Raw genomic sequence first — 25,649 nt, forward strand, 5'->3', positions numbered from 1 at the left:
TTTTGGCATGGGACTCGCTTGCTTTTTATGTCTGGTGGCAAACAACATTAGTGCCAAAGAGGAGGTCCTTGGGCCGATTTTATTGCTCCCGACGGTAATCAGGAGTGGCAACAAAAAGGAGCCTTTCGGCTCCTTTTTTAATGTGCAACTATCGGCTCAGGCCTGGCGGCGGGCGGTGACCGCCTCCGCCAGTTGGGCCAGCAGGGCCTCGGTATCTTCCCAGCCGATACAGGCGTCGGTGATGCTCTGGCCGAAGGTCAACGGCTTGCCTTCCTCCAGATCCTGGCGTCCGGCCACCAGGTGACTTTCCACCATCACCCCCATGATGGCCTGCTGGCCGGCGGCCAACTGACCACAGACGTCCTCGCACACCACCATCTGGCGCTGGTACTGCTTGCTGCTGTTGGCGTGGCTGAAGTCGATCATCAGTTTCTGCGGCAGGCCGGCCTTGGCCAGCCCATCGCACACCGCCGCCACATGCTCGGCACTGTAGTTCGGCTCCTTGCCGCCCCGCAGTATGATATGGCAGTCCGGGTTGCCGGCGGTGGCGACGATGGCGGAGTGGCCGTACTTGGTCACCGACAGGAAGTGATGCGAAGCGCTGGCGGCGCCGATGGCGTCCACCGCCACCTTGATGGTGCCGTCGGTACCGTTCTTGAAGCCCACTGGACAGGACAGGCCGGAGGCCAGCTCCCGGTGCACCTGGGACTCGGTGGTGCGCGCGCCGATGGCGCCCCAGCTCATCAGATCCGCCACGTACTGGGGCGTGATCATGTCGAGGAACTCGCTGGCGGTGGGCAGGCCCAGATCGTTCAGATCCAGCAGCAACTTGCGGCCGATGCGCAGGCCGTCGTTGATCTGGAAGCTGTTGTCCAGGTAGGGGTCGTTGATCAGCCCCTTCCAGCCCACCGTGGTGCGCGGTTTCTCGAAATAGACCCGCATCACGATTTCGAGCCGGTCGGCGTACTTGTCGCGCAGCGGCTTGAGGCGCTTGCCGTATTCCACCGCCGCCGCCGGATCGTGGATGGAGCAGGGCCCGATCACCACCAGCAGGCGGTCGTCCTCGCCGGTGAGGATGCGGTGAATGGCCTGGCGGGATTCGAACACCGTGGTCGAGGCGGTATCGGTGGCCGGGTATTTCTCCAGCACCGCTATCGGCGGCAGCAGTTCTTTGATCTCGTTGATGCGGATATCGTCGGTTTGAAAATGCATGGGCAACCCTGATTGCTTTGGTCGAGCCAGCGCTCGTTGTTATCGGAAAAGACTGAATTCAATCTATCCCGAGCAAGGGCCGGCTGTAAACGCCCGATTGCCCGCAGAGGCCAATTGTCTGATAGGAATGGCCGATAAATTCGATAGCGAAGAACCTCTGGATAAAATACTGATAATCATTATCATTTAAATAATATTCCAGCCGGAGAACGCCATCATGTACAAGACCATCACCTTTGCCCTTGTGCACTTTACCGTTGCCTTCACCGTGGCCTGGCTGCTGTCCGGCGATGTGCTGGTCGGCGGCCTCATCGCCCTGGTCGAGCCCATGGTCAACACCGTCGCCTACTTCTTCCATGAAAAGGCGTGGAGCAAATTCGGCCGCCGTCGCCGCTTTCAGCTGGACAACCAGGGCCTTGGGGTGTGAACATGCGGGAAAAACACCGGACGAGACAGCACCATGAGCTATACCCTCAGCGCCGCCGACAAGGCGGCCGCCCAGACCATGCGGGACGATGAACGCTTCAACCATTTCGTGGCCCGGGTGTGCGAACACCAGGAACTGTGGATCCTCACCGACGAGCACGGCTGCATGATGCTGACCTCGGACGACGACGAGGACTGCATCCCGGTCTGGCCCCACCCCGACTACGCCCGGGACTGGGCGGTGGACGACTGGAGCCAGTGCAAGCCCGAGGCCATCAGCCTCCAGGTGTGGCTGGCCCGCTGGGTACCCGGCATGGAAGAGGACGAACTGCTGGTGGCGGTGTTCCCCACCGCCGACGCCACCGGGGTGGTGGTCGACCCCTACGAGCTGAAAGAGGCCATCGAGCGCAAGCAGGCATTGGGGCGGCGCAACTGATGCAGCTCTGGGTCGATGCGGACGCCTGCCCCAGGGTCATCCGCGACATTCTGTTCCGCGCCGCCGAGCGCACCCAAACCCCGCTCATCCTGGTGGCCAACCACCCCCTGCCCCTGCCCGCCTCCCGGCTGGTCAGGCAGGTACAGGTGGCCAAGGGCTTCGATATCGCCGACAACGAAATCGTGGCCCGGCTCGAGCCCGGCGATATCCTCATTACCAGCGACATCCCGCTGGCCGCCGAGGCCCTGGACAAGGGCGCCCGGGTGCTGAGCCCGCGCGGCGAGCGCTTCGACCCGGGCACCATCAGGGCAAAGCTGACCATGCGCGATTTTATGGAGACCCTGCGTGCCAGCGGGGTCCAGACCGGCGGCCCGCCCAGCCTGAGCCCCGCCGACCGCCAGGCCTTCGCCAACCAACTGGATCAACTGCTGCGCCAGTAATTGCCTGAAGGCCGCGCCCGGCCGGCTGTGTCGCTCGCCGGCCGGGCTTACACTGCCGACCCCGAACCTCCTGGAGATGTACCATGTTCAAGCCCCTTGTTGTCCTCTTTTCCCTGCTGCTGAGTGCCTGCGCCGGCATCAGCCAGTACAGCGTGGCGGAGAGCGAGATAGAAAGATCCCTCTACACCCTGCTGGAAGAGCAGGCGCCGCGCTTTACCCAGGGCCTGGTGCAGACCCGGGTCGACAACCTGGATCTGCAGATAGGCCCCGACAACCGCCAGGTGGTGCGCCTGAACCTCAAGGGGGAAACCGCCCTCAACGCCCTGGTGGCCCGCTTCCCCGCCCAGCTCGATCTGGCGATAGAGGGCCGGCCGGTGTACGACCGCCAGCAGAACGCCATCTTTATCCGCGATCTCAACCTGCTGCAGAGCAAGGTGGATGCCTTCGGCTACCAGGGCGACATGGCCGCCGCTTCCGCCGGCATGATGCAGCTGGTGCGCGCCGTGCTCGAGAACCAGCCGGTCTACCGGCTCGACGACAGCCGCTACGGCTGGCTGAAGACGGTGCCGGTGGCCATGGACATCCAGCCCGGCCGGCTGGTGTTCAGCCCCCGCTTCAGCGACTAGCTGGTTGCTGGACTGGCAGGATTTTCCACAGCCCGATCTCTGGTCTTTCTCCCAAAATGGCGTACATTATGGGCAGTCGATAAAGATACACAGGCAGGTGTCCTATCAATACTGCAGTATTAATGGTGTTTATCCCCACCTTTTTCTTCGTGTCGGTGACCCCCGGCATGTGCATGACCCTGGCCCTGTCGCTCGGCATGACGGTGGGCGTGCGGCGGGCGCTGTGGATGATGCTGGGCGAGCTGGTCGGGGTGGGCCTGGTGGCCTGCCTGGCGGTGATCGGGGTGGCCGCCCTGATGCTGCAATATCCCCAGCTGTTCCTGCTGCTCAAGTATGGCGGCGGCCTCTACCTGGCCTGGCTCGGCATCCAGCTGTGGCGCTCCAAGGGCAAGCTGGCCCTGAGCCCGGTGGATGCCGGCCCGCGCCATATCCCAATCCCCACCCTGGTCAGCCAGGGCTTTATCACCGCCATCGCCAATCCCAAGGGCTGGGCCTTCTTCATTGCCCTGCTGCCGCCTTTTATCAACAACCAGGCGCCCCTGGCCGGCCAGCTGGTCACCCTGGTGGCCATCATACTGCTGCTGGAGTTCCTCTGCCTGCTGCTCTACGCCAGCGGCGGCCGGACCCTGAGCCGGGTATTGATGCAGAAAGGCAAGGTGCAGTTGATGAACCGCATCGCCGGCTCCCTGATGCTGGGCGTGGCCCTGTGGCTGGCGGCCGGTTGACGCGGAAACAGCCGCTGGCCCTGTTGTCATTAACTGTTCCGAACAGTAAATCACTGCCGGCAACGGCCGGGTGCTGCTAAGCAGACCCTCCGCGCCAGGGATGGCGCGGCGGAGCCCCCAGGGGCGAGCTTGTCTCGCCAGGACGAGCTATTTCAGCCTGACCGAACATCCAGTGAATGTTCGCAGCAGGCTGAAACAGTGAGTGGCGTGTCTTCACGGCGTGTCTGTGTGCGGGGCCCGGTCGATGTAGCACTATTAGGATCAGTTATTTAGCTGTGTCGGGAATAGCGATTGACGCCGCTATTTTGTAAGCTTGCGTTAACCGACCGGAGACCCTTAGTGAACAGAATCCTTGCCTTGCTGTTGCTGCTGCTCCTGCCGCAGCCCCCGCTGCTCGCCGCCGACACCGGCTGGCTGCAGGCCCCCGAACACCCGCCGGTGCAGGTGCGGCTGGTGCAGACCGGCCCCTTCGATGCCGCCGCCGCTCACTACCCGGCCCTGCTGCAGGTCCGCCTGGCCGACGACTGGAAAACCTACTGGCGTTCCCCCGGCGAAGGCGGCATCGCCCCCCGGCTGGACTGGCAGTCGTCCGGCAACCTGCTCGGCCTCGACTGGCAGTGGCCCCTGCCCGAACGCTTCACCCTGCTCGGGGTGGAGACCCAGGGCTACCAGCATGACGTGGATTTCCCCCTGCAGCTGACGCCGGCCGATGGCACCCTGCCGGTGCGACTCGACGCTACCCTCACCCTGCCGAGCTGCACCACCATCTGTGTGCTCACCGACTATCACCTGCAGCTGGATCTGGATCCGGATGCTGTCGTTGCCGACGAAACCCTCTACCACCGCTATCAGCAGGCGGTGTCCCGGGTGCCCAGGCCCGCCAGCCTGGTACAGGTACGGCAGCTGGTGTGGGACAAGGCACAACAACAGTTGGCGGTCAGCCTGCACAACCCCCGCGGCTGGCAACGGCCGGCGGTGTTCGTGGACGAGCTGGACAACGGCATCTTCAGCCAGCCCCGGCTCAAGGTCGAGGGCGAACGGCTGGAAGCCCGCTTCAGGGTCGGCAGCTGGGATCCGGCGCTGGACCTGGATGGCCAGGTGGTGGTGATCACCGCCACCGACGAGGGCCTGGCGGAAGAGCTGGCCGGGCAGATCGAAGCCGGCGTGCTGCCGCCCGCCGCCGCCCGGGCTCCCCTGCCCCTGGTCTTGCTCTACGCCCTGCTCGGCGGCCTGGTGCTCAACATCATGCCCTGCGTGCTGCCGGTGCTGGGACTCAAGCTCAACGGCCTGTTGCTGGGCCACCGCTCCCGGGCCGACGTGCGCCGCCCGCTGCTGCTGTCCGCCGCCGGCATACTGCTGTCGTTCTGGCTGCTGGCCGCCTTTATGCTGGCCCTGACCTGGTCCGGCGCCCAGCTCGGCTGGGGCATCCAATTCCAGCAGCCCGGCTTTATCGGCTTTATGCTGCTGGTCACCGCCCTGTTCTCCCTCAACCTGTTCGGCCTGTTCGAGCTGCGCCTGCCCGCCACCATGAACACCTGGCTGGCAACCCGCCCCGGCCATGGCCACGGCGGCCACCTGCTGCAAGGCATGTTCGCCACCCTGCTCGCCACCCCCTGCAGCGCGCCCTTCCTGGGCACGGCGGTGGCGGTGGCCCTGGCCTCCTCGCCCCTGGTGCTGATCGCCATCTTCACCGGTCTGGGAGTGGGCATGGCCCTGCCCTGGCTGCTGCTGGCCCTGTTCCCCGGCTTTATCCGGCTGCTGCCCAGGCCAGGCCCCTGGATGCTGAGGGTGAAGTGGCTGTTCGGGCTGATGCTGCTGGCCACCAGCCTGTGGCTGCTGTCCCTGCTCAGACCCGCCATCGGCACCCCCGCCAGCCTGGCACTGCTGGTGCTGCTGGCGCTGCTGGCGCTGGGCTCCCTGCTGCGCCGCCACGGCGCCCGGGGGCTCGTCTTCGGGCTGGCCGGCCTGCTGCTGCTCGGTGCCCTGGGCGGCAGCCTGGCCCTGGTCACCCAGTCCCGCTGGGTCAGCCCGGTCAAGGATGAGCTGGCCTGGCAGCCGCTGGATCCCGCCCGCATCGCGCAGGAAGTGGCGGCGGGCAGGCGGGTGTTCGTGGACATCACCGCCGACTGGTGTATCACCTGCCAGGCCAACAAGATAGGAGTCTTGCTGCGGGAGCCGGTCTATGGTGCCCTGCAGCAGGAAGACATGGTGCTGATGCGCGGCGACTGGACCCGTCCCGACGGCATGATCACCGACTACCTGCGCCAGCACGGCCGGGCCGGCATCCCCTTCAACCAGGTATTCGGCCCCGGCCTACCCCGGGGACGGGAGCTGGAGGTGCTGCTCACCACCAACCAGGTGATGGACGCCCTCGCCGAGGCGCGGCAATGAGCCGGCCTTGGCGAAAGCGGCTGCGCTCCGCCATCGGCTATTTGCTGTTGCTGGCGGTGGTGGTGACGGCAGTGGATCTGTGGCGCAGCCGGGACATGCCGACGGCGCTGGCGGTGCTCGGCCCCCTGGCCACCCTGGAGGGAGAGGAAGTGGATCTGGCCGAACTCAGCCGGGAAGAGCCGGTGCTGATCTATGTATGGGCCAGCTGGTGCGGGGTCTGCCGGTTCGTCTCCCCCATGGTCAACCTGGTGGGCGCGCCCGTGGTCAGCATCGCCATCGCCTCGGGCCCGGACGCCCGGGTGGCAGGCTACCTGGCCCACCACGGTTACGACTTTGCGGTGGTCAACGACGAGCATAACATCCTGGCCCGCCGGCTCGGCATCCAGGTCACCCCCACCCTGCTGGTGGCAACCAAAGGGGAACTCAAGTATGCCACCACCGGCTTTACCACCCTGCCGGGCATGTACCTGCGGCTGTGGCTGGCACGCCTTGGCCGGGATTAGGGACTGGAAGCTGGAAGCCTGGCTCTTGGTCACAAGTTTCTATTGACTTTCGATCAGACAAAACATCGGCCAAAGCGCACAGCTCCTCCGGCACGCCGTGAATCCGTCCCTGGAGGCTCCGCCGCGCCCTCCCTGGCGCGGAGGGCCGGCGGAGCTGCGCCCTTTGCCCTCCCTGTCGCCCCGCAGCCACCTGTTGGCACCACCTTCAGGCGGCAGCGGGGCTAAGAGGCAACAGGGATGGCCTCCGCCGACCGTCACCTGCCAGGGATGGCAGGTGCGAGCGTACAGGGATGTATTCACAGCGTGTCGGCGGAGGTGGCCCTGTTGCCTCTTATCTGCGTCAAATCAGACAGTCGGACTTGTGACCAAGAGTCAGGCTGGAAGCTGGGAAGAATAACATCCCAGGCCCCCGCGCTTAAAACAGGACCCGCCGGCCCTTGATGCAGTCCCGGCACACCGGCTCGCCCTGCAGGGAACCGAGCATTTCGGGCGCACAGTGCTTGCCGCAACTGCTGCACTCCCGGAACGACTTGAGCCGCAGCGCTATGGTGTCCTCCACCAGCGCCAGCAATTGCTCCAGGCTGCCGTTATGCTCCTCCACCACTCCCTGGGAGCGGGGCTTGGCGGTGTGGATATCGTGATGGCGCCATTCCATGGCCGGTAGCAGTACTTCCGCCCTGTCGTGCTGAAAGGAAACGATGGCCAGGGTCGGCTCACCGATAAACAGCGTCTGCGCCCCCCGCACCGGGTAGGACAGACGGGTTTTCAGGTGCTGTCGCCACGACTCCAGCGTCGGCGACAGCGGCATCGCCAGCAGCAGGGCATCCAGCAGCTTGGATGGCATAACATCCCCCTCTCAATCTCGCCCCGGCCGGGCCGGGGCAGCCGTTACTGGCGGATCAGGTAATCCGCCTGACCGATCCACTTGTAGCTGGTCAGCTCTTCCAGTCCCATGGGGCCGCGGGCGTGCAGCTTCTGGGTGGACACCGCCACCTCCGCGCCCAGGCCGAACTGGGCGCCGTCGGTAAAGCGGGTGGAGGCGTTCACGTACACCGCCGCCGAGGGCGCGCCGTTGATAAAGCGCTCGGCGCTGGCCAGGCTGTTGGTGAGGATGGCGTCGGAATGGCTGGCGTTGTAGGCGCGCAGGTGCGCCAGCGCCTCGCCCACATCGCTCACCAGCTTGACCCCCAGGGTCAGGCCCAGCCACTCGGTGTCGAAATCCCCTTCGGCGACAGGCCGCACCCGGGCCGGGCCGGTCTGCAGCAGGGCCAGGGCGTCCTCATCGGCCACCAGCTCCACCCCTTTCGCCGCCATGCGCTCGCTCAGGCGAGGCAGCAGCCCGGCCGCCACCGCCCGGTGCACCAGCAGGGTGTCCAGGGCATTGCAGGCGCTCGGCCTGTGGGTCTTGGCGTTGTCGATCACCTCGATGGCGCGCACCAGGTCGGCGCTCTCGTCCACGAAGGTGTGGCTGATGCCGAAGCCGCCGATGATCACCGGTATGGTGGACTGCTCCTTGCACAGCTGGTGCAGCCCGGGGCCGCCGCGGGGGATGATCATGTCCACATACTGGTCGAGCCGGAGCAGGCCGCTCACCCACTCCCGGCCCGGCTCGCCGATGTACTGCACGCAGCCTTCCGGCAACCGGCTTACCGCCAGCGCCTGGCGGATCACCTTGACCAGCTCCTGGTTGGTGTGGAAGGTCTCCCGGCCGCCGCGCAGTATGCTGGCGTTGCCGGTCTTGAGGCAGAGGGCGGCGATGTCGATGGTGACATTGGGCCGGGCCTCGTAAATCACCCCCACCACCCCGAGCGGCACCCGCCGGCGCGACAGTCGCATGCCGTTTTCCAGCACCCGGGAGTCCAGCTCGGCACCCACCGGATCCGGCAGGGACACCACGTTGCGCACGTCGTCGGCGATGGCCTTGAGCCGGGCCGGGTTCAGCATCAGCCGGTCCAGCATGGCCTCACCGATGCCGCTTTCCCGGGCGGCCTGCAGATCCTTTTCGTTGGCCGCCAGTATGGCGTCGGCGCTGGCTTCCAGGGCCTCGGCCATGGCCAGCAGGGCGGCGTTCTTGGCCGCGGTCGGGGTCTCGGCCAGGATAAAGGCGGCGTCGCGGGCCGCCCGGCCCATTTGTTCCAGATTCATGTCATTTCTCCTACAAGAGCACCAGATCGTCCCGATGGATGGCCACGCTGCCGTAGCCATAGCCCAAAAGGGATTCAATTTGCTCCGAGTGTTGTCCTTTGATCTTGTTCAGGTCGAGGGCGTCGTAGCGGCAGATGCCCCGGGCCAGTTCGCGGCCTTCGGGGTTGACGATGCGCACCGCCTCGCCCCGGCGAAAGCGTCCTTCCACCCGCACTATGCCCTTGGGCAGCAGGCTGGAGCCCTTGTCCTTGACCGCCTTGACCGCGCCGGCGTCGATATGGATCTCGCCGTGGGGCGGGGGCCCCGCCAGTATCCAGCGCTTGCGGCTCTCGAGCGGGGTGGCCAGGGCCGGAAAACGGGTACCGATGCGATCGCCCTCGGCCAGGCGGCCGATCACCTCCGGCATCTGGCCGGTGGCGATCACCACGTCGATGCCGGCCCGCCGGGCCACGTCCGCCGCCTGCAGCTTGGTGGCCATGCCGCCGGTACCCAGGCCGCTGATGCTGCCGCCGGCCAGTTTGCGCAGGGTGTCGTCGATGGTCTGCACTTCCTCGATCAGCTGGGCCTTGGGATCATGGCGCGGATCGGCGGTGAACAGGCCCTTCTGATCGGTCAGCAGGATCAGCAAATCCGCCTCCGCCAGGATGGCGGCCCGGGCCGACAGGTTGTCGTTGTCGCCCACCTTGATCTCGTTGGTGGCCACGGCGTCGTTTTCGTTGATCACCGGTATGATGCGATGCGCCAGCAGGGCGCGCAGGGTGTCGCGGGCGTTGAGATAGCGCTCGCGGTCTTCCAGATCGGCCCGGGTCAGCAGTATCTGCCCCACGTGCAGGCCGTAGATATTGAACAGGGACTGCCAGCTCTGGATCAGCTGGGTCTGGCCCACCGCCGCCAGCATCTGCTTGTTGGCCATGGTGCCGGCCAGCTCGGGAAAGCCCAGGTGCTCGCGGCCGGCGGCGATGGCCGCCGAGGTGACCACGATGATCTGGTGGCCGGCCCGGTGCAGGCTGGCGCACTGGCGCACCAGCTCCACCATGTGCGCCCTGTCCAGATGGCGGGTACCGCCGGTCAGCACGCTGGTGCCCAGTTTTACGACTATGGTCTTGCCTTTCATGGAACGCCCTGCGGCTCCTTAGTAACAGCAATGCCGGCAGCGCCGGCAGAATAATGAAAAGGGATGAAAACCCGGCCCTTGCCCGGAGGCAAGGACCGTCATGATGGCGCGCCCCTCAGGCCGCGCTCAGCAGATGCTTTTCTCCCAGGGAGGGGGAAGGTCGGATACTGAGCGAAAGACTTTCCATGCACAGCCCCAGCTTGTCGTAGAAATCCCGCAGGGTACGCACCACTTCTTCTTCGTGTTTTTTCGGCAGCGCCTGGGGCTGCCATTGCCCGGCCGCATCATAGAAGCCGAGCTGGTAATAAAACTCGAAGAGCTGCTGATCCTCGGTGGTCAAGGTCAGCCACCAGCCCCAAAACTCGCGTTTCTCCGGCGCCGCCTTGGCGCTGGCACAGACCGCCAGGCAATCGAAGAAATACTCCGCCTCGCTCGACAGGGGCTCCCGCAAATAGGGACCTATGGCGGCGAACTTGCGTATCAACTTGTGATGGGTAACCTTGTCTGTGGTCATGCAGCCTCCCTGTTAACTTGCCTATATGTAACGTTTTTTCGTTCCAGGGTAAAGGCCGGCCCGGGACCTGGCCTGAAAAAACACCGGCCGGCCGCTTTCCGCGCTATAAATGGACCAGCAACCAGTCCCGCGCCTTGGCCAGGGCCTGGCCGTAAACCTCGAACAGCGGCAGCTTGTCCAGCACCAGGGCCTGGCCGCCCCGGCTGGAGGCCGCCAGGGCCTGGATGTCCGATTCCGGACAAATGAAGTCCCGCTTGTGGCCGATGCTGAGCAGCGGCACCGTGGTCCTGTGGCCCATCAGGCCCTGGGTCTTCAGGGAGAATCCCCGGCAGTGGTGATAGAGCTGTTCCCAGTCGTTGCTGCGCACCCCCATGCGATTGGCGATGGTATCCCTGAGCATGGCCGGGGTCTGCATGAAACGGTCGCGGTCGGTGAAGAACAGGTTGGCGGCCCCGGCGATGCTGACTGCGGTGCGCAGCTTGAACGGCTCGAGAAAGGCCAGCCGGGCCGCCACGTTGCCGCCCATGCGCACCCCCACCAGCCCGACCCGGCGCTCGTCCACCCAGGGAATTTGGGGCACATAATCCAGCACCGCCTGGTGCAGCCGGCTGCTGTCCTGCACCAGGGGCCAGTGGGAGGAATAGCCGATGCCCGGCATGTCCACCGTCAGCATGGCGATGTCCGCCGGCGCCAGGTACTCCTCGTAGAAGCGCCAGAAATCGAGCTGCAGGCTGTCCAGGCTGCCGCTGACGATCACCAGGGGCAGTACCTTGTCCTGGCGCGGCAGGTGCAGATAGCCCTGCACCTCCTTGCCGTTGTAGGGGATGCGCAGCTCCTTGAGCGGTACCGGCAGCAGTTGCCCGGCCTGGCGATAGGCCTTGTTGGCCAGCAACTGGGCCTGCAGGCTGAGCACGTCGCCCTTGAGGTGCGGGTAGCTCGCCAGGGAAAAATAGCGGGCCGCCGCCAGCAGCTTTTGCCGGGCCAGGGCCGGCTCGGCGGCCAGCAGGGCCATGCCCGCCTGGTAGGCCTCGGCCCCCAGCTGGCTCCACTCGAATACCCAGTTGCCGCTCTTGTACTCGCTCACCGTGTCCAGCCACTGCTCCACGCTGCGCGGCCCGGCAGCCACCGCGATACGGGCCAGGGTGGACTCGATCTCGATGCTGTCGGTGCCCTGCCAGCGCCAGAAGGCGCGCTTTTGCAGCCGGTAGAAACCGGGCAGGTGGGCGCCGTCCACATAGGGAGCGATCTGCACCGGGGCCTCGCTGCGCCTGCCCGCAAAGGAAATGGTGGAGGTTTCCTGTACCTGCTCCACCTGGGTGAACAGACGTTCGCTCAATGTCTGGTCCTGTTCCGCCATGACTGAATCCTCAACATACCGATAAGAAACAAAAAGGCTCCCTGGGGAGCCTTTTTGTTTCTTATCAGCCGTTGTCCTGTTCACACAGCGGCGGCACAAAGGTGACGCTCATGTCCCAGGGCTGCTCAATCCAGGTGTCCTGGCCGACCCGCACCTCGAAGTCGTCGACCAGCGGCTCGCCCTTGGGCTTGGCGAAGACGGTGATGAACTTGGCCTTGGGGTAGAGCTCGCGGATCACCCGGGCGGTATTGCCGGTATCCACCAGGTCGTCGACGATCAGGAAGCCTTCGCCGTCACCGGATACCTGCTTGAGCACCTGCAGATCGGTGCGCTGCTGGTCGTGCTCGTAGCTGGAAATGCAGAGGGTATCGACATGGCGGATACCCAGCTCCCGGGCCATGATGGCGGCCGGCACCAGGCCACCGCGGCTCACCGCGATGATGCCCTTCCACTGGCTGGCGGGAAGCTGACGCTGGGCCAACTTGCGCGCTTCGCGCTGAAATGAATCCCAGGTGACGACGAATTTGTTGGACATAAACAGAACCTTTGGATGTTGGCTTTCGAGACAAGTTGGCCACCGTCGTCCGCCATGGTACCCGGCAGGCGGTGCCCCCTCGACGCGCCCCGGCCCTGGTGCCGGCCTTGGCCGGATGACGAGCAAACAATGGTCGCATTATAGAGATAGCGCCCATTCTTGACCAGCGTTACAACTTTTTATTGCCGCGGGCCCGCCGGCGGCCCGCCATTAGACTAAAGGATTAACCGGGAAGATCTCACTTTTGATACAGGTCAGCCGCAACGCCTTCCCCATTGCTTTAGTATGGGCAATCATCCGCCTCAGGGCCGAGGTCATTCACAGAGGAACCCAGGACGTGAAACTGTTGCGCTCGCTCTCCATTGCCAAACGTCTCTATCTCAACCTGTTGCTGCTCTCCATCGGTATTCTGGCGATTACCCTGCTGATGCTGTGGCTGTTCTACCACAGCCTGGTGGACGAAAAACGCACCCAGGCCATGCGCCAGGTGCAGTCGGTGGTCAGCCTGGCCGGCTTCTACCATCAGCGCCAGCAACAGGGGCTGCTGTCCGAGGCCGAGGCCCGCCAGGCGGCCCTGGCCGCCATCGCCGAGCTGCGCTACGGCAACAACGACTATTTCTGGATCAACGACAGCCAGCCGCGCATGATACTGCACCCGATGCAGCCCAGGCTCAACGGCGAGGATCTGAGCGGCTTCAAGGATCCCAACGGCAAGGCGCTGTTCCTCGACATGGTGGAACAGGTCAGGGCCGGCGGCGCCGGCTTCGTGCACTATCTGTGGCCCAAGCCGGGCCTGACCGAGCCGGTGGAAAAGGTGTCCTACGTCGAGCTGTTCGCGCCCTGGGGCTGGATCATCGGCACCGGCATCTATATCGACGACGTGCACGAGCAACTGGTGGCCACCGCCACCAAGGTGCTGCTGGTGGTGCTGGGGCTCGGCGCCCTGGCGGTGCTGGTGGCGGTGGCCCTGATCCGCAGCATACTGCACCCGGTGGGCGACACGGTGCGGGCCCTGCGCGACATCTCCCACGGCGAGGCGGATCTGCGCCGGCGGCTGGACGAGCACGGCCGGGACGAGGTGACCCAGCTCAGTAAAAGCTTCAACCAGTTCTGCTCGCGGCTGGCCGCCACCATCCGCCGGCTCTCCCCCATCAGCCAGGAAGTGAACGCCGCCGCCGGCCGCCTGTCCGACATCGTGCGCCACAACCGCCAGCTTGCCGAGCAGCAGTCGGCCGAAACCGAGAAGGTGGCCGCCGCCATGCAGCAGATGCTGGCCACCAGCCAGGAAATGGCCAGATCCGCCGAGCAGGCGGCCCGGGCCAGCCATGCTTCGGCCGAGGCCGCCCGGGACGGCACCGGCAAGATGGCCCAGACCCGCCAGGTGGCGACCGGCCTGGTGTCCGAGCTGACCTCGTCCCAGCACCGCCTGGCCGCCCTGTCCGAGCGGGCTCAGGACATCGGCAAGGTACTGGAGGTGATCAGCGCCATCGCCGAGCAGACCAACCTGCTGGCCCTCAATGCCGCCATCGAGGCGGCCCGGGCCGGCGAGCAGGGGCGCGGTTTCGCGGTGGTGGCCGACGAGGTGCGCAGCCTCGCCACCCGTACCCAGCGCTCGACCGACGAGATCCAGGACATCATCCAGGGGCTGCAGTCCGAGGCCAACGACACCGTGGCCCATATGCACGGCCTGATGCAGCAGGCGAAGGACACCCAGGGTACCGCCGATGAGGCCGGCGACGCCCTAACCGCCATCAGCGAGCGCATGACGCTTATCAACGACATGAACGGCCAGATCGCCACCGCCGCCGAACAGCAGCGACAAACCACCGCAAAGATGAGCCGCAACCTGGAGCGGCTGAGCGAACTGGCGGCGGAGGCGCGCCTGAAAACCCAGGAGACCGACAGCGCCGGCGAGGCCCTGTCCGGCCTGGGGCGCCAGCTGTCGGACGAAGTAAACATGTTCAAGGCATAAAAAAGGAATATTTATCTTTAATTTAATAAATTTACAGAGCAATAAACCAAAATAAACAGAGCAAGCAGTTGAATGATGGATCCTGACCGCGGTGGGGGAGTAAGCTATCGGCTTTCCCCTACCGACGTCTGATGCAAGGTACCCCATGAGCGAGATCCGCAGCCTTTCCCCTGCCCTGCTGTGGCAGTTTTTCGACACCCTCTGCAGCATTCCCCACCCTTCCGGCCATGAGGCGGCCCTGCGCCAGTGGATTGCCGACTGGGCGCGGGAGCGGGAGCTGGACGTGCGCCAGGACAGGGTCGGCAACCTCGTCATCCGCAAGGCCGCCACCGCCGGCATGGAACACCGTAAGGGCGTCATATTGCAGGCTCATATGGACATGGTTCCCCAGGCCAACGCCGACAGCCCCCATGACTTTACCCGGGATCCGATCCAGCCCTGGATCGACGGCGACTGGGTCCGCGCCCGCGGCACCACCCTGGGCGCCGACAACGGCATCGGCCTGGCCGCCTGCCTGGCGGTGCTGGCCGACGACAAGGTGCAGCATGGCCCGCTGGAGGTACTGCTGACCGTGGACGAGGAAAGCGGCATGACCGGCGCCTTCGGCCTGGAGCCCGGTCTGTTGCGCGGCGAGATCCTGCTCAACACCGACTCGGAGCAGGACGGCGACGTCTACATGGGCTGCGCCGGCGGGGTGGACGCCAACATCACCCTGCCCTATGAGGCCGAGCCCGTCCCCACCGGGCACCAGGCGGTGCGCCTGGCCATCACCGGCCTGCGCGGCGGCCACTCCGGCATCAATATCCACCAGGGCCGGGCCAGTGCCAACAAGCTGCTGGCGGAGCTGCTGCACCAACTCGGTCAGTCGGGCGACATCCGCCTGGCGGAACTGCACGGCGGCACCCTGCGCAATGCCATCGCCCGGGAAGCCTGGGCCCTGCTGACCCTGCCCGCCGCCGGGCTGGCGCGGGCGCAAGATCTGATTGAGTCATACCGTCGCCAGTACGCCGCCGAGTTCGCCGGCGTAGACGACTTTATCCGCCTGGAACTCGAGCCCGCCGGGCTGCCGCCGCGGGTGATGAGCCCGGACCTGCAGCGCCGGCTGGTGGCCGCCCTGCTCGCCTGCCCCCACGGGGTGATGGAAATGAGCCGGGCCCTGGCCGGGGTGGTGCAGAGTTCCACCAACCTGGGGGTGATCAAGACGGAAGCGGAGCAGGTCTACGTCCAGTGCCTGATCCGTTCTCTGAGCGATGCAGGCCGGGACCGGGTGGCGGAAATGACGGCGGCGGTGTTCCGCCTGGCCGGGGCCGACTGCCGCTTCGACGGCGCCTACCCGGGCTGGCAACCGGATCCCGACTCCCCCATCATGAGGCTGCTGCTCGACACCCACGAAGCCCTGTTCGGGGTGCAGCCGGCGGTCAAGGTGATCCACGCCGGCCTCGAATGCGGCCTGTTCAAGGCGGTCTATCCGGAGTGGGATATGGTGTCGTTCGGACCCACCATTCAGGGCGCCCATTCCCCGGACGAGCGGGTGCATATCGAAGCGGTGTCCCGCTTCTGGCAACTGCTGGTACGGGTGCTCAGGCAAATCCCCGAGAGCGACGGCCGCTGAGCGTCAGCATCGGACCCAGCCATGGCGTCCCCGGTAGGCAAGGAGGGCAAATTGGCTTATGCTCTTGGCCAATAGCCCGAATGGAGGAAGACGCCATGAAATTCGCCCCCCTGTGTGTGTTGCTGTCCCTGCTGGCGGCGCCGGCCATGGCCGACAACCTGCTGAACCGGATGGTGAACTTCGGTCGGGAAGTGCTGGATGAAACCCGCAAGCTGGCGCCCGGCGTGCAGAACGATCGCCGCCATGAACAACCGGCCCAGGTCAGCCAGGCCGCCCCGGACGACGGCCGGCACAGCCCGGCAATAGAGCTGGGTCCGGTGGCGCCTGCCGAGTCCGCCAGTCTGCCGCCGCCGGCCTCCCCTTCCGCCAACCAGGGCTGGCAGTTTGTGGAGGAAGACCATCTCAAGGGGCAGTGAGGTGTAAGGCGTGAGGCGCGAATGTGATAGCCGAATGATTGACGCAGGCTGCCCATTGAGCCCGGCAAGGGCTACCATTCAAACCCCAGTTGAATGCCCTGGCTGTCGTCGGCCAGCTCCACGCTGACTCCCACCAGCCGGACGCCCCGGCCTTCGGCGCGCTCCCAGGCCCGTTCGCAAAGCTTCAGTGCCGAGTCCAGCTCGGGCGCATGGGTGCGCCGCGAGAGCGTGGTCTGTTCGAAATCGCTGAACTTGAGCTTGATGCACAGGCCGCACACCGGCCTGCCGTCCAGCCGGCGGATCAGCTCCGGCCAGAGCCTGGCCAGCACCAGCCGCCCCTGCTCCGGCTGGTGGAGATCCTCGGCCAGGGTGGTCTCCACCCCCACCGATTTGCGCACCCATTCCGTCTCCACCGGCCGTTCGTCGATGCCCCTGGCCCGTTGCCACAGCAGCCGGCCGAACTTGCCAAAGCGGCGCACCAGTTCGGCTTCGCCCACCGCCGCCAACTGGCCGCAGCTTTCCAGCCCCAGGGCCGACAGCTTCTCCGCCGTCTTGCGCCCGACCCCGGGGATCTTGGCCAGGGGCAGCCGGTGCACGAAGTCTTGGACCCGCTCCGGCGACAGCACGAAGAGCCCGTCCGGCTTATTTTCTTCCGAGGCGATCTTGGCCAGGAACTTGTTGGGCGCCACCCCGGCGGAGGCGGTCAGTTGCAGCTCCTCCCGGATGGCCCGGCGGATATCCCGGGCGATCAGGGTGGCGCTGCCGCCGAACCAGGGGCTGTCGGTCACGTCGAGGTAGGCTTCGTCCAGGGACAGGGGTTCGACCAGGGGGGTATAGCGATGGAAGATCTCGCGGATCTGGCGCGATACCGCCTTGTACTCGGCCATGTTGCCGGGGATCAGCAGCAGTCCCGGGCAGAGCTTGAGCGCCTGGTGGCTGGCCATGGCCGAACGTACGCCGAAGGCCCGGGCCGGGTAGTTGCAGGTGGCGATCACCCCGCGCCGGCTGGCGCTGCCGCCGATGGCCAGGGGAATATCACGCCACTCGGGATGGGCGCGCATTTCCACCGCGGCGAAAAAGCAGTCCATATCGACGTGGATGATCTTGCGCATGACCAGACTGGATAAATAGACAGTACCCAGATACTAACGCGAAAAGCTGGAAGCTGGAAGCTGGAAGCCGGAAGCCGGAAGCTAGAAGCCGGAAGCCGGAAGCCGGAAGCCGGAAGCCGGAAGCCGGAAGCCGGAAGCCGGAAGCCGGAAGCCGGAAGCCGGAAGCCGGAAGCCGGGCAAGAATGGCCGCCTGTGTCGTTCAAGGCAACCCGGATTGCTTCAGGCTTCCAGCTTCTGGCTTAACGCTAAATGATGCGGTTTTCTTCCAGCATCTTGCGGCGGGCTTCTTCCTTGGCCATCTTCTTCTTGCGGTTGTCGCACGGGTCCGGGCAGTCGCAGGCCTTTTCCACGCCGATACTGCCGAGGCCGCCACAGGAGCCGGAAATGGTCTTGCGCTGGACGATATAGCCGATGGCCATGGCGGCGATCACCAGGGCGAAGACTCCGAGCGTAATAAAGAAATACAGCATATCAACCTCTCAGATATTTCTCGAAGGCGCTGGACATGTCCACCCTGAAGCCTTCGTCGGTCTTGGTCAGCAGGTAGATGGCCAGGCGGTGCTCCTCGGCGAAGGCCAGGGCCCGCTCCGTGCCCATCACCTGCAGCGCCGTGGCCAGGGCATCCGCGATCATACAGGAGGGGTGAATCACTGTCACGGAAGCCAGCCGGTTGTCGATGGGGTGGCCGGTGGCCGGATCTATGGTATGGGACAACTGTTTGCCGTCCAGCTCATAGTAATTGCGGTAGTCGCCCGAGGTGGCGATGCTGTTGTTGTCGAGCCCGACGACTTGCTGCACCGAGCCGGTTCCCGGCCCCGGTTTTTCCACCGCGATGCGCCATTGCTGGCCCCGGGCGTTCAGCCCGGATACCCGCACTTCGCCGCCGATCTCCACCAGGTGGTTGGTCAGCCCCTCTTCCGCCAGGTATTCGGAAACCACGTCCACGCCAAAGCCCTTGGCGATGGCGGACAGATCCACATACAGGCCGGGCACGCTTTTCTGCAGGTATTCCCCCTTGTCATCGACCAGCACCCGCAGGTGCTGCAGGCCGGTTCGGGTGCGCACCTCGGCCAGTTGCTGCTCGCTCGGGATCCGCGTCGGCCGGGCATCGGGTCCGAAGCCCCAGAGGTTGACCAGGGGCCCCACGGTCACGTCCAGAACACCACCGGTCAGCCGCCCCTGCTGCAGGGCCGCGGTCACCACCCGGGCAGTATCGGCCGACACCGGGAAGGGGCTGTCGTCCGCATGGCGGTTGAAGCGGCTCAGTTCGGAGTCTTCCCGGTAGGTGGACATCTGATCGTTGACCAGCTCCAGCCGCCGATCGATCTCCGCCTGCAGCTCATGGGCCCGGGTTTCATCGGTTCCCACCACCTTGACCGAGTAATAGGTACCCATGGTGCTGCCGGTCAGATGGACTTGGGGTTGTTCGGAGCCCGCCGGTTGGCAGGCCGCCAATAAAAAGGCCAGCCCCAGGGGGGCCAGCCAGTTGCTTACAGGAAGTTTCATCAGTGTTTGACCACTATCGCTTAACCACCAAAGTCATCCAGCAGGATGTTGTCGTCTTCCACACCCAGGTTCTTGAGCATGTTGATCACGGCCGCGTTCATCACGGGCGGACCACACATGTAGTACTCGCAATCCTCGGGGGCGTCGTGATCCCGCAGGTAGTTCTCGTACAGCACGTTGTGGATGAAGCCGGTATAACCGGTCCAGTTGTCACCGGGCTGGGGATCGCTTAGTGCCACATGCCACTTGAAGTTGTCGAACTGCTCCTGCAGGCCGTCGAAGTCTTCCACGTAGAACATCTCGCGCTTGGAACGGGCACCGTACCAGAAGCTGATCTTGCGCTTGGAGTGCAGGCGCTTGAGCTGATCGAAGATGTGCGAACGCATCGGCGCCATACCGGCACCACCACCGATAAACACCATCTCGGCATCGGTGTCCTTGGCGAAGAACTCGCCGAAGGGGCCGGAAATGGTGGCCTTGTCGCCGGGCTTCAGTGACCAGATATAGGAGGACATCTTGCCGGGAGGCGCGCTCCAGTTGCTGGGCGGCGGGGTCGCGATCCGCACGTTCAGCATGATGATGCCTTCTTCTTCCGGGTAGTTGGCCATGGAGTAGGCGCGGATGGTTTCCTCGTCTACCTTGGACTCCAGATCGAAGATCTTGAACTTGTCCCAGTCTTCCCGGTATTCCTCGGGCACGTCGAAGTCCTTGTACTTGACGTGGTGGGGCGGCGCCTCGATCTGGATGTAACCACCGGCACGGAAAGGCACGCTTTCGCCGTTGGGGATCTTGAGCTTGAGTTCCTTGATGAAGGTGGCCTTGTTATCGTTGGAGATAACTTCGCAGTCCCACTTCTTGATGCCGAACACTTCTTCCGGCAGCTCGATCTTCATGTCGCTCTTGACGTTCACCTGGCAGGACAGGCGCTCGCCGTGGCGCGCTTCGCGCTTGGAGATGTGATCCAGCTCGGTGGGCAGGATTTCACCGCCCCCCTCGATCACGCGCACCCGGCACTGGCCGCAGGAGCCACCGCCACCACAGGCAGAAGACACGAAGATACCGTTGGCGGCCAGGGCGCCCAGCAGCTTGACGCCGGCACCGGAGGTGATCGCCTTTTCGGGATCGTCGTTGATGCTGATAGTCACATCCCCTTCCGCGACCAGCTTGGACTTGGCAAACAGGATAATGCTTACCAGGACCAGCACGATCACGGTGAACATGACCACGCCTAGAATGATTTCCATCGATTATTCCTTTTCCGTCACTGGGTTTACAGAGAAATGCCAGAGAAAGACATGAAGCCGAGGGCCATCAGGCCGGCGGAAATAAAGGTGATCCCCAGGCCACGCAGGCCATCGGGCACATCCGCATACTTCATCTTCTCACGCAAACCGGCCAGGGCCACGATCGCCAGCATCCAGCCGATACCGGAACCGAAGCCGTAGACAATGGACTCGGCGAAGTTGTAGTCCCGCTGTACCATGAAGGACACGCCGCCGAAGATGGCGCAGTTCACGGTGATCAGTGGCAGGAAGATCCCCAGCGCGTTGTAGAGCGCGGGGAAAAACTTGTCCAGGGTCATCTCCAGGATCTGCACCAGCGCTGCGATTACCCCGATAAAGGTAATGAAGTTCAGGAAGCTCAGATCCACCCCGGGCGCCAGGGCGCCATCCTTGAGGATGAAGTTGTAGATGAGGTTGTTGACCGGCACCGAAATGGTCAGTACCACGGTCACCGCCACCCCCAGGCCGAAGGAGGTTTTCACCTTCTTGGACACCGCCAGGAAGGTACACATCCCCAGGAAGAAGGCCAGCGCCAGGTTCTCGATAAAGACGGCGCGGACAAACAGACTCAGAAAATGTTCCATGTTACTCCTTCGCCTCCACCTGCTCCGGACGGAAAGTACGCAGAATCCAGATAAAACCACCGATGATGAAGAAGGCGCTCGGCGGCAGCAGCAGCATGCCGTTGGCCTGGTACCAGCCACCGTTCTTGATCAGCGGCAGGATCTCGATGCCGAACCAGGTGCCGGCACCGAACAGCTCGCGCACGGTCGCCACCACCAGCAGGATCAGGCCGTAGCCCAGGCCATTGCCGATGCCGTCCAGGAAGGACATCATGGGCGGGCTCTTCATGGCGTAGGCTTCGGCGCGCCCCATCACGATACAGTTGGTGATGATCAGACCCACGAATACCGACAGCTGCTTGGAGATGTCGTAGGCGTAGGCCTTGAGGATCTGGTCCACCACGATAACCAGGGAGGCGATGATCGCCATCTGGGCGATGATCCGTACCGAGTTCGGGATCTGGTTGCGGATCAGCGAGATAAACAGGTTCGAAAACGCCGTTACCGCGATTACCGCCAGCGACATCACGAATGCCGTCTGCATCTGGGTGGTCACCGCCAGGGCCGAGCAAATCCCCAGTACCTGCAGGGCGATGGGGTTGTTGCCGATGACGGGCCCGAACAGAACCTTTTTCATTTCAGCTTTATCAGCCATTGTTCAGCTCTCCTTCACGAATCTTGGCCAGGAAAGGACCGAAGCCCTTGGGACCCATCCAGAATTCAAAGGTGTGTTGCACGCCGTTGGAGGTCAGGGTGGCGCCGGACAGGCCGTCCACACCGTGCTCGGATCCTTCGGGCGCACCGCCCTTGACCACCCGCAGCGCCGGCTGGCCGTTGCCGTCGAACAGGTGCTTGCCGACGAACTGGGCGCGCCAGTTGGGGTTTTCAATTTCACCGCCGAGTCCGGGAGTTTCCCCCTGCTCGTAGTAGGTGATGCCCTTGATGGTGTTGCCGTCCGGGGCGACCGCGACGAAGGCGTACATGGTGGACCACAGGCCCTGGCCGTGTACCGGCAGGATAATGCTGTCCAGCTCGCCGTTCTCGTCCTTGGCCAGGTACACCGGCGCCAGGTTGGCGCGGCGGCGGATGCCGGCCGGGTCTTCATCGCTGCTCAGGCGGATGCTGGCATTCGGATCCTTGGCGGCATTGCGCTGGTTGTATCCCTCTACCGGCAGGTCGGAGAACTCGCCGGTATCCAGGTCCACCAGGCGGGCCTCGATAAAGCGGGCATAGCTCTCTTCCACCGCCCGGGCGGAGCTGGCATCGAAACCGGCCACGCTGACGATGTTGCTTTGCACATCCAGTACCTGGTTGCGCTGTTGGATCGGCTTCAGTCCCACGGCGGCGACGGACACCACTATGGAGCAGACCAGGCAGAGTCCGCCGATCACGGCAAAGGTTCTGCCCATTGTTTCTTTCTTAGCCACGAGCCAGCCTCCGTTTGATATTGGCCTGCACCACGAAGTGGTCGAACAAGGGAGCGAACAGGTTGGCGAACAGGATGGCCAGCATCATGCCTTCGGGGAAGGCCGGGTTGGCCACGCGGATCAGCACCACCATGACACCGATAAGGGCGCCGTACCACCATTTACCCTTGTTGGTAAAGGAGGCGGACACCGGATCGGTGGCCATGAACATCATGCCGAAGGCGAAGCCACCCAGAACCAGGTGCCAGTGCCAGGGCATGGAGAACATGGGGTTGGTGTCGGAGCCGACGACGTTGAACAGGGTCGCGGTCAGCACCATGCCGATCATCACGCCGGCGACGATGCGCCAGGAAGCGATGCCCAGGTAGATGATAAAGAAACCACCGATCAAAATGGCCAGGGTGGAGACCTCGCCGATGGAACCCTGCATGTTGCCGATAAAGGCGTCCATCCAGCTGATGGCGGCGCCGGTGTTCACGTCCAGCAGCGCGGCCTGGCCGCCTGCGGCCCACTGACCCAGGGCGGTGGCACCGGAGAAGCCGTCGACCGCGGTCCAGACCGCGTCGCCGGAGATCTCGGCCGGGTAGGCGAAGAACAGGAAGGCCCGTCCCGCCAGGGCGGGGTTGAGGAAGTTCTTGCCGGTACCGCCGAAGATTTCCTTGGCCATGACCACGCCGAAGGTGATACCCAGGGCGGCCTGCCACAAGGGCAGGGTGGCGGGCACGATCAGGGCGAACAGCACAGAGGTCACGAAGAAGCCTTCGTTCACTTCGTGCTTGCGCACGGTGGCGAACAGCACTTCCCAGAAACCACCCACCACGAACACGGTCAGGTAGATGGGCAGGAAGTAGGTGGCGCCCAGCAGCAGCTTGCTGCCCCAGCCGGCGCCTTCACCCAGGGTTGCCCCCAGGCCCTGGGCCAGGCCATAGCGCCAGTTGCCGTCGATCACCGCGGCCAGATCGGCCGGGCTGTACATGCTGGTCAGGGCCGCGATGGCCTGGCCGCCGGCGTTGTACATGCCGAAGAACATGGCCGGGAAGGTCGCCATCCACACCATGATCATGATGCGCTTCAGATCGATGCTGTCGCGCACATGGGAGGCGTTGCGGGTCACCATGCCCGGGGTGTAGAGCACGGTCGCCACCGCTTCGTACAGGGCGTAAAACTTCTCGTACTTACCACCCGGCTCGAAATGGTGTTCGATCTTTTCCAGAGTGTGCTTCAAACTCATTTCACTTAGCCCTCTAGCTCAATCTTGGTCAGACACTGACGCAGTACCTGGCCGTAATCGTACTTGCCCGGGCACACATAGGTGCACAGCGCCAGATCTTCTTCGTCCAGCTCCAGGCAGCCCATGGTCTGGGCGCTGTCGGTATCGCCGGACAGCAGATCACGCAGCAGCAGGGTGGGCAGGAGATCCAGCGGCATGACGCGCTCGTAGTTGCCGATCGGCACCATGGCACGGCTGGAGCCGTTGGTGGTGGTGGTCAGGTCGAACAGCTTGCCCTTGGCCAGGTGGCTCAGGTAGGCGCGGGTCACGGAGAACTTGTTGGCGCCCGGCGCCAGCCAGCCCATGAACTCCTTGTCGCGGCCTTCCTTCAGCACCGACACCTGCAGGTGATAGCGGCCCAGGTAGGCATGGGGACCGTTGGCGGTGGTGCCGGACAGCACCGAGCCGGAAATGACACGATTTTCCCCGTTCTGCAGTTCACCGGCGGTCAGCTCGTCGAGGGAGGCGCCGATACGGGTGCGCAGCAGGCGCGGCTTCTGCACCACGGGACCACCCAGGGCCACCACCCGGTCGGTGAACAGCTCACCGCTGGTGAACAGCTTGCCGAAGGCGATGACGTCCTGGTAGTTGATGTACCAGACCACCTTGCCCGGAACGACAGGGTCGATAAAGTGAATGTGGGTGCCCGGCAGACCGGCGGGATGCACGCCCACGAAGACGTGTTCCTTGATGTTGTCGGCCTGGGCCTGGGGCAGGCTGCCTTCTCCCTTGCACACGTGCACCTGGCCATCGGTCAGGCGGCTCAGCACCTGCAGACCATCGGTAAACGCCTGGGCGTTTTCCTTGATGATCAGTTCGGCGTTGGCACAGAGGGGGTTGGAGTCCATGGCGGTCACAAAGATGGAACGCGGAGCGGAGTCGACGGCAGGCACCTTGCTGAAGGGACGGGTGCGCAGGGCGGTCCACATGCCGGACTCAACCAGCTGCTCTTTGACGGTGTCACGTTCCAGTTTGGACAGTTCGGCGGAAGAATATTTTGAAAAAGTAATCTGCTCTTCGCTGTCATCGACGGCAATCACGACCGATTGCAGTACACGTTTGGCGCCACGGTTGATTTCAACCACTGTTCCGGCGGCGGGAGCTGTGAACTTAACGCCAGGGTTCTTCTTGTCCTCGAAGATCACCTGACCTTTTTTGACGCGGTCCTCTACCTTGACATACATGGTAGGGCGCATGCCCACATACTCTTCGCCCAGCGTAGCAACGCGCTTGATGGCAGGACCATCGTAGATTACTTGCTCTGGGGCCCCGGAGATCGGGAGGTCCAGTCCTTTTTTAATTGTAATCATACTCACTTGCACTACTTGTTAGGGGAAGACAGGTACTTGCCATGTCAGACATGACAACATGCTGATGAGTCGCTACCGGCCTGCCTCTATCGTCTTGGCAACAGCGTGACTACAGTCCGGTAACATCCAGCCCGATATAAAAGGCGCATAATTCTAGCACTTTTAACGCGACGGCTGCCATGGCAATTACCAAAAATTACCGCCTGTTTCGCCAAAAACGACGGGGCCACGCACCGGGTAAGCAAGAATAACGCCATGATATTCGGCCAGTTATTATGCCTTGGTCGAAGATGACTCAGCCCCACTTGGAGCCCGCCCCATCATGATGTCGGAGCCGGCGGGCAACAACACCGTCAAGCCCGGGCAACATGGTCTTCAGGCCGACACGCCGCCCTGGCCACGGCAGGCAGGGCTGTCCGGCACCCCGCCCCGGGCCTGCCACTCGGCCGGGGTCAGGGTGTGCAGCGCCAGGGCATGGACGCCGCCCGCCAGCTCCTCGGCCAGCAGGCTGTTCAACAGCCGGTGCCGGGCCAGCAGGCGCTGGCCCTCGAAGCGGTCGCTCACCACCACCAGCTTGAAATGGGTTTCCGAGCCGGGGGCCACCCGGTGCATATAGCTTTCATTGATCACTTCCAGATGCTGGGGGGCGAGGGCCTCTTGCACCTTGCGTTCTATGGCGGCTTGTATGGACATAATCGACTCCTGGTATTGTGAGGGGTAAGGGGTAGGCGTGAGGAAGGCGGGGTGTGGAGTG

26 protein-coding genes and 1 pseudogene are annotated in these 25,649 nt (G+C 64.1%); 10 read left to right on the plus strand and 17 right to left on the minus strand.

What is annotated here, in order from left to right; all coding sequences use genetic code 11:
* Positions 1–156: 156 nt before the first annotated feature.
* Positions 157–1,212 (minus strand): 3-deoxy-7-phosphoheptulonate synthase AroG, encoded by a 1,056-nt coding sequence (gene aroG / locus AN401_RS13880; protein ID WP_096779690.1) that lies wholly within the window; start codon positions 1,210–1,212, stop codon positions 157–159.
* A gap of 217 nt (positions 1,213–1,429) precedes the next feature.
* On the opposite strand from aroG, the pseudogene AN401_RS13885 reads away from it, so the two are divergent.
* The 7 genes and pseudogenes from AN401_RS13885 to AN401_RS13915 all read left to right on the plus strand — a co-directional run.
* Positions 1,430–1,591 (plus strand): annotated as a pseudogene (locus AN401_RS13885) (DUF2061 domain-containing protein); the annotation flags it as partial.
* A gap of 81 nt (positions 1,592–1,672) precedes the next feature.
* Positions 1,673–2,074: a DUF2750 domain-containing protein gene (locus AN401_RS13890; RefSeq protein ID WP_096779691.1), complete on the plus strand. Its 402-nt coding sequence runs from the start codon at positions 1,673–1,675 to the stop codon at positions 2,072–2,074.
* Positions 2,074–2,514 carry a YaiI/YqxD family protein gene (locus AN401_RS13895; protein ID WP_094038311.1) on the plus strand — a complete coding sequence of 147 codons (441 nt, stop codon included), beginning with the start codon at positions 2,074–2,076 and terminating at the stop codon, positions 2,512–2,514. The genes AN401_RS13890 and AN401_RS13895 overlap by 1 nt, the downstream gene beginning before the upstream one ends.
* Positions 2,515–2,597: 83 nt before the next feature.
* Positions 2,598–3,140: a DUF1439 domain-containing protein gene (locus tag AN401_RS13900; RefSeq protein WP_094038312.1), complete on the plus strand. Its 543-nt coding sequence runs from the start codon at positions 2,598–2,600 to the stop codon at positions 3,138–3,140.
* 122 nt (positions 3,141–3,262) lie between these two features.
* Positions 3,263–3,865, plus strand: a complete 603-nt coding sequence (locus AN401_RS13905) for a LysE family translocator (RefSeq protein ID WP_094038313.1) — start codon at positions 3,263–3,265, stop codon at positions 3,863–3,865.
* Positions 3,866–4,204: 339 nt separating this feature from the next.
* Positions 4,205–6,256 (plus strand): protein-disulfide reductase DsbD family protein, encoded by a 2,052-nt coding sequence (locus AN401_RS13910; RefSeq protein ID WP_232513318.1) that lies wholly within the window; start codon positions 4,205–4,207, stop codon positions 6,254–6,256.
* The gene (locus AN401_RS13915; RefSeq protein WP_096779692.1) at positions 6,253–6,759 is read left to right on the plus strand and encodes a protein disulfide oxidoreductase; all 507 of its coding nucleotides are present in this window, start codon (positions 6,253–6,255) and stop codon (positions 6,757–6,759) included. The genes AN401_RS13910 and AN401_RS13915 overlap by 4 nt, the downstream gene beginning before the upstream one ends.
* Positions 6,760–7,174: 415 nt before the next feature.
* Here the strand turns inward: AN401_RS13915 and AN401_RS13920 are convergent, their stop codons facing one another.
* From AN401_RS13920 to gpt, 6 genes are all read right to left on the minus strand, one after another.
* Positions 7,175–7,603, minus strand: a complete 429-nt coding sequence (locus AN401_RS13920; protein WP_094038315.1) for a hypothetical protein — start codon at positions 7,601–7,603, stop codon at positions 7,175–7,177.
* A 44-nt stretch (positions 7,604–7,647) separates the two neighbouring features.
* The gene (locus AN401_RS13925) at positions 7,648–8,904 is read right to left on the minus strand and encodes a glutamate-5-semialdehyde dehydrogenase (protein WP_232513319.1); all 1,257 of its coding nucleotides are present in this window, start codon (positions 8,902–8,904) and stop codon (positions 7,648–7,650) included.
* A gap of 10 nt (positions 8,905–8,914) precedes the next feature.
* Positions 8,915–10,018 carry a glutamate 5-kinase gene (gene proB, locus AN401_RS13930; protein ID WP_094038317.1) on the minus strand — a complete coding sequence of 368 codons (1,104 nt, stop codon included), beginning with the start codon at positions 10,016–10,018 and terminating at the stop codon, positions 8,915–8,917.
* Positions 10,019–10,133: 115 nt separating this feature from the next.
* Entirely contained in the window at positions 10,134–10,532 is a 399-nt protein-coding gene (gene crl, locus AN401_RS13935) for a sigma factor-binding protein Crl (protein ID WP_094038318.1), read from the minus strand.
* A 103-nt stretch (positions 10,533–10,635) separates the two neighbouring features.
* On the minus strand, positions 10,636–11,889 hold the full coding sequence (gene frsA / locus AN401_RS13940; protein WP_096779694.1) for an esterase FrsA: 1,254 nt from the start codon (positions 11,887–11,889) through the stop codon (positions 10,636–10,638).
* Between the two features lie 64 nt (positions 11,890–11,953).
* The gene (gene gpt, locus AN401_RS13945; RefSeq protein WP_094038320.1) at positions 11,954–12,424 is read right to left on the minus strand and encodes a xanthine phosphoribosyltransferase; all 471 of its coding nucleotides are present in this window, start codon (positions 12,422–12,424) and stop codon (positions 11,954–11,956) included.
* A 337-nt stretch (positions 12,425–12,761) separates the two neighbouring features.
* Between gpt and AN401_RS13950 the strand changes: the two genes are divergently transcribed.
* The 3 genes from AN401_RS13950 to AN401_RS13960 all read left to right on the plus strand — a co-directional run bounded on the left by AN401_RS13950 (position 12,762) and on the right by AN401_RS13960 (position 16,424).
* Positions 12,762–14,396, plus strand: a complete 1,635-nt coding sequence (locus AN401_RS13950; protein ID WP_096779695.1) for a methyl-accepting chemotaxis protein — start codon at positions 12,762–12,764, stop codon at positions 14,394–14,396.
* A gap of 145 nt (positions 14,397–14,541) precedes the next feature.
* Positions 14,542–16,008: an aminoacyl-histidine dipeptidase gene (locus AN401_RS13955; RefSeq protein WP_094038322.1), complete on the plus strand. Its 1,467-nt coding sequence runs from the start codon at positions 14,542–14,544 to the stop codon at positions 16,006–16,008.
* A 95-nt stretch (positions 16,009–16,103) separates the two neighbouring features.
* Positions 16,104–16,424 (plus strand): hypothetical protein, encoded by a 321-nt coding sequence (locus AN401_RS13960; RefSeq protein ID WP_094038323.1) that lies wholly within the window; start codon positions 16,104–16,106, stop codon positions 16,422–16,424.
* Positions 16,425–16,495: 71 nt separating this feature from the next.
* Here the strand turns inward: AN401_RS13960 and dinB are convergent, their stop codons facing one another.
* The 10 genes from dinB to AN401_RS14015 form a co-directional block, all read right to left on the minus strand.
* The gene (gene dinB, locus AN401_RS13965; protein ID WP_096779696.1) at positions 16,496–17,536 is read right to left on the minus strand and encodes a DNA polymerase IV; all 1,041 of its coding nucleotides are present in this window, start codon (positions 17,534–17,536) and stop codon (positions 16,496–16,498) included.
* Between the two features lie 245 nt (positions 17,537–17,781).
* Positions 17,782–18,006, minus strand: a complete 225-nt coding sequence (nqrM, locus tag AN401_RS13975) for a (Na+)-NQR maturation NqrM (protein ID WP_094038325.1) — start codon at positions 18,004–18,006, stop codon at positions 17,782–17,784.
* Position 18,007: 1 nt separating this feature from the next.
* A complete protein-coding gene (locus tag AN401_RS13980; RefSeq protein ID WP_094038326.1) occupies positions 18,008–19,042 on the minus strand; it encodes an FAD:protein FMN transferase in 1,035 nt (344 codons plus the stop codon).
* A gap of 20 nt (positions 19,043–19,062) precedes the next feature.
* Positions 19,063–20,286 carry an NADH:ubiquinone reductase (Na(+)-transporting) subunit F gene (gene nqrF, locus AN401_RS13985; protein ID WP_094038327.1) on the minus strand — a complete coding sequence of 408 codons (1,224 nt, stop codon included), beginning with the start codon at positions 20,284–20,286 and terminating at the stop codon, positions 19,063–19,065.
* A 26-nt stretch (positions 20,287–20,312) separates the two neighbouring features.
* Complete coding sequence (nqrE, locus tag AN401_RS13990) at positions 20,313–20,909, minus strand: NADH:ubiquinone reductase (Na(+)-transporting) subunit E (protein WP_094038328.1); 597 nt, start codon at positions 20,907–20,909, stop codon at positions 20,313–20,315.
* A 1-nt stretch (position 20,910) separates the two neighbouring features.
* Complete coding sequence (locus AN401_RS13995; protein ID WP_094038329.1) at positions 20,911–21,543, minus strand: NADH:ubiquinone reductase (Na(+)-transporting) subunit D; 633 nt, start codon at positions 21,541–21,543, stop codon at positions 20,911–20,913.
* On the minus strand, positions 21,536–22,297 hold the full coding sequence (locus AN401_RS14000; RefSeq protein ID WP_176441983.1) for a Na(+)-translocating NADH-quinone reductase subunit C: 762 nt from the start codon (positions 22,295–22,297) through the stop codon (positions 21,536–21,538). The genes AN401_RS13995 and AN401_RS14000 overlap by 8 nt, the downstream gene beginning before the upstream one ends.
* 10 nt (positions 22,298–22,307) lie before the next feature.
* Positions 22,308–23,546, minus strand: coding sequence for an NADH:ubiquinone reductase (Na(+)-transporting) subunit B (locus AN401_RS14005; protein ID WP_094038331.1), 1,239 nt, complete (start codon positions 23,544–23,546; stop codon positions 22,308–22,310).
* A gap of 5 nt (positions 23,547–23,551) precedes the next feature.
* Positions 23,552–24,895: a Na(+)-translocating NADH-quinone reductase subunit A gene (locus tag AN401_RS14010; protein ID WP_094038332.1), complete on the minus strand. Its 1,344-nt coding sequence runs from the start codon at positions 24,893–24,895 to the stop codon at positions 23,552–23,554.
* Between the two features lie 375 nt (positions 24,896–25,270).
* The gene (locus AN401_RS14015) at positions 25,271–25,588 is read right to left on the minus strand and encodes a BolA family protein (RefSeq protein WP_096779697.1); all 318 of its coding nucleotides are present in this window, start codon (positions 25,586–25,588) and stop codon (positions 25,271–25,273) included.
* Positions 25,589–25,649: the final 61 nt, after the last annotated feature.

The organism is Zobellella denitrificans (genome assembly GCF_002407485.1).
Classification (GTDB): domain Bacteria; phylum Pseudomonadota; class Gammaproteobacteria; order Enterobacterales; family Aeromonadaceae; genus Oceanimonas; species Oceanimonas denitrificans.

Excerpts from the sequence above, each read along its gene's own strand:
- AN401_RS13920 (WP_094038315.1), bottom strand. The coding sequence starts at position 7,603 with ATGCCATCCAAGCTGCTGGATGCCCTGCTGCTGGCGATGCCGCTGTCG.
- proB (WP_094038317.1), bottom strand. The coding sequence starts at position 10,018 with ATGAAAGGCAAGACCATAGTCGTAAAACTGGGCACCAGCGTGCTGACC.
- AN401_RS13915 (WP_096779692.1), top strand. The coding sequence starts at position 6,253 with ATGAGCCGGCCTTGGCGAAAGCGGCTGCGCTCCGCCATCGGCTATTTG.
- frsA (WP_096779694.1), bottom strand. The coding sequence starts at position 11,889 with ATGGCGGAACAGGACCAGACATTGAGCGAACGTCTGTTCACCCAGGTG.
- AN401_RS14015 (WP_096779697.1), bottom strand. The coding sequence starts at position 25,588 with ATGTCCATACAAGCCGCCATAGAACGCAAGGTGCAAGAGGCCCTCGCC.
- gpt (WP_094038320.1), bottom strand. The coding sequence starts at position 12,424 with ATGTCCAACAAATTCGTCGTCACCTGGGATTCATTTCAGCGCGAAGCG.
- AN401_RS14005 (WP_094038331.1), bottom strand. The coding sequence starts at position 23,546 with ATGAGTTTGAAGCACACTCTGGAAAAGATCGAACACCATTTCGAGCCG.
- AN401_RS13925 (WP_232513319.1), bottom strand. The coding sequence starts at position 8,904 with ATGAATCTGGAACAAATGGGCCGGGCGGCCCGCGACGCCGCCTTTATC.
- nqrM (WP_094038325.1), bottom strand. The coding sequence starts at position 18,006 with ATGCTGTATTTCTTTATTACGCTCGGAGTCTTCGCCCTGGTGATCGCC.
- AN401_RS13900 (WP_094038312.1), top strand. The coding sequence starts at position 2,598 with ATGTTCAAGCCCCTTGTTGTCCTCTTTTCCCTGCTGCTGAGTGCCTGC.
- AN401_RS13960 (WP_094038323.1), top strand. The coding sequence starts at position 16,104 with ATGAAATTCGCCCCCCTGTGTGTGTTGCTGTCCCTGCTGGCGGCGCCG.
- AN401_RS13905 (WP_094038313.1), top strand. The coding sequence starts at position 3,263 with ATGGTGTTTATCCCCACCTTTTTCTTCGTGTCGGTGACCCCCGGCATG.
- nqrE (WP_094038328.1), bottom strand. The coding sequence starts at position 20,909 with ATGGAACATTTTCTGAGTCTGTTTGTCCGCGCCGTCTTTATCGAGAAC.
- dinB (WP_096779696.1), bottom strand. The coding sequence starts at position 17,536 with ATGCGCAAGATCATCCACGTCGATATGGACTGCTTTTTCGCCGCGGTG.
- AN401_RS13980 (WP_094038326.1), bottom strand. The coding sequence starts at position 19,042 with ATGAAACTTCCTGTAAGCAACTGGCTGGCCCCCCTGGGGCTGGCCTTT.
- AN401_RS13995 (WP_094038329.1), bottom strand. The coding sequence starts at position 21,543 with ATGGCTGATAAAGCTGAAATGAAAAAGGTTCTGTTCGGGCCCGTCATC.
- AN401_RS14000 (WP_176441983.1), bottom strand. The coding sequence starts at position 22,297 with ATGGGCAGAACCTTTGCCGTGATCGGCGGACTCTGCCTGGTCTGCTCC.
- aroG (WP_096779690.1), bottom strand. The coding sequence starts at position 1,212 with ATGCATTTTCAAACCGACGATATCCGCATCAACGAGATCAAAGAACTG.
- crl (WP_094038318.1), bottom strand. The coding sequence starts at position 10,532 with ATGACCACAGACAAGGTTACCCATCACAAGTTGATACGCAAGTTCGCC.
- AN401_RS13955 (WP_094038322.1), top strand. The coding sequence starts at position 14,542 with ATGAGCGAGATCCGCAGCCTTTCCCCTGCCCTGCTGTGGCAGTTTTTC.
- AN401_RS14010 (WP_094038332.1), bottom strand. The coding sequence starts at position 24,895 with ATGATTACAATTAAAAAAGGACTGGACCTCCCGATCTCCGGGGCCCCA.
- nqrF (WP_094038327.1), bottom strand. The coding sequence starts at position 20,286 with ATGGAAATCATTCTAGGCGTGGTCATGTTCACCGTGATCGTGCTGGTC.
- AN401_RS13890 (WP_096779691.1), top strand. The coding sequence starts at position 1,673 with ATGAGCTATACCCTCAGCGCCGCCGACAAGGCGGCCGCCCAGACCATG.
- AN401_RS13895 (WP_094038311.1), top strand. The coding sequence starts at position 2,074 with ATGCAGCTCTGGGTCGATGCGGACGCCTGCCCCAGGGTCATCCGCGAC.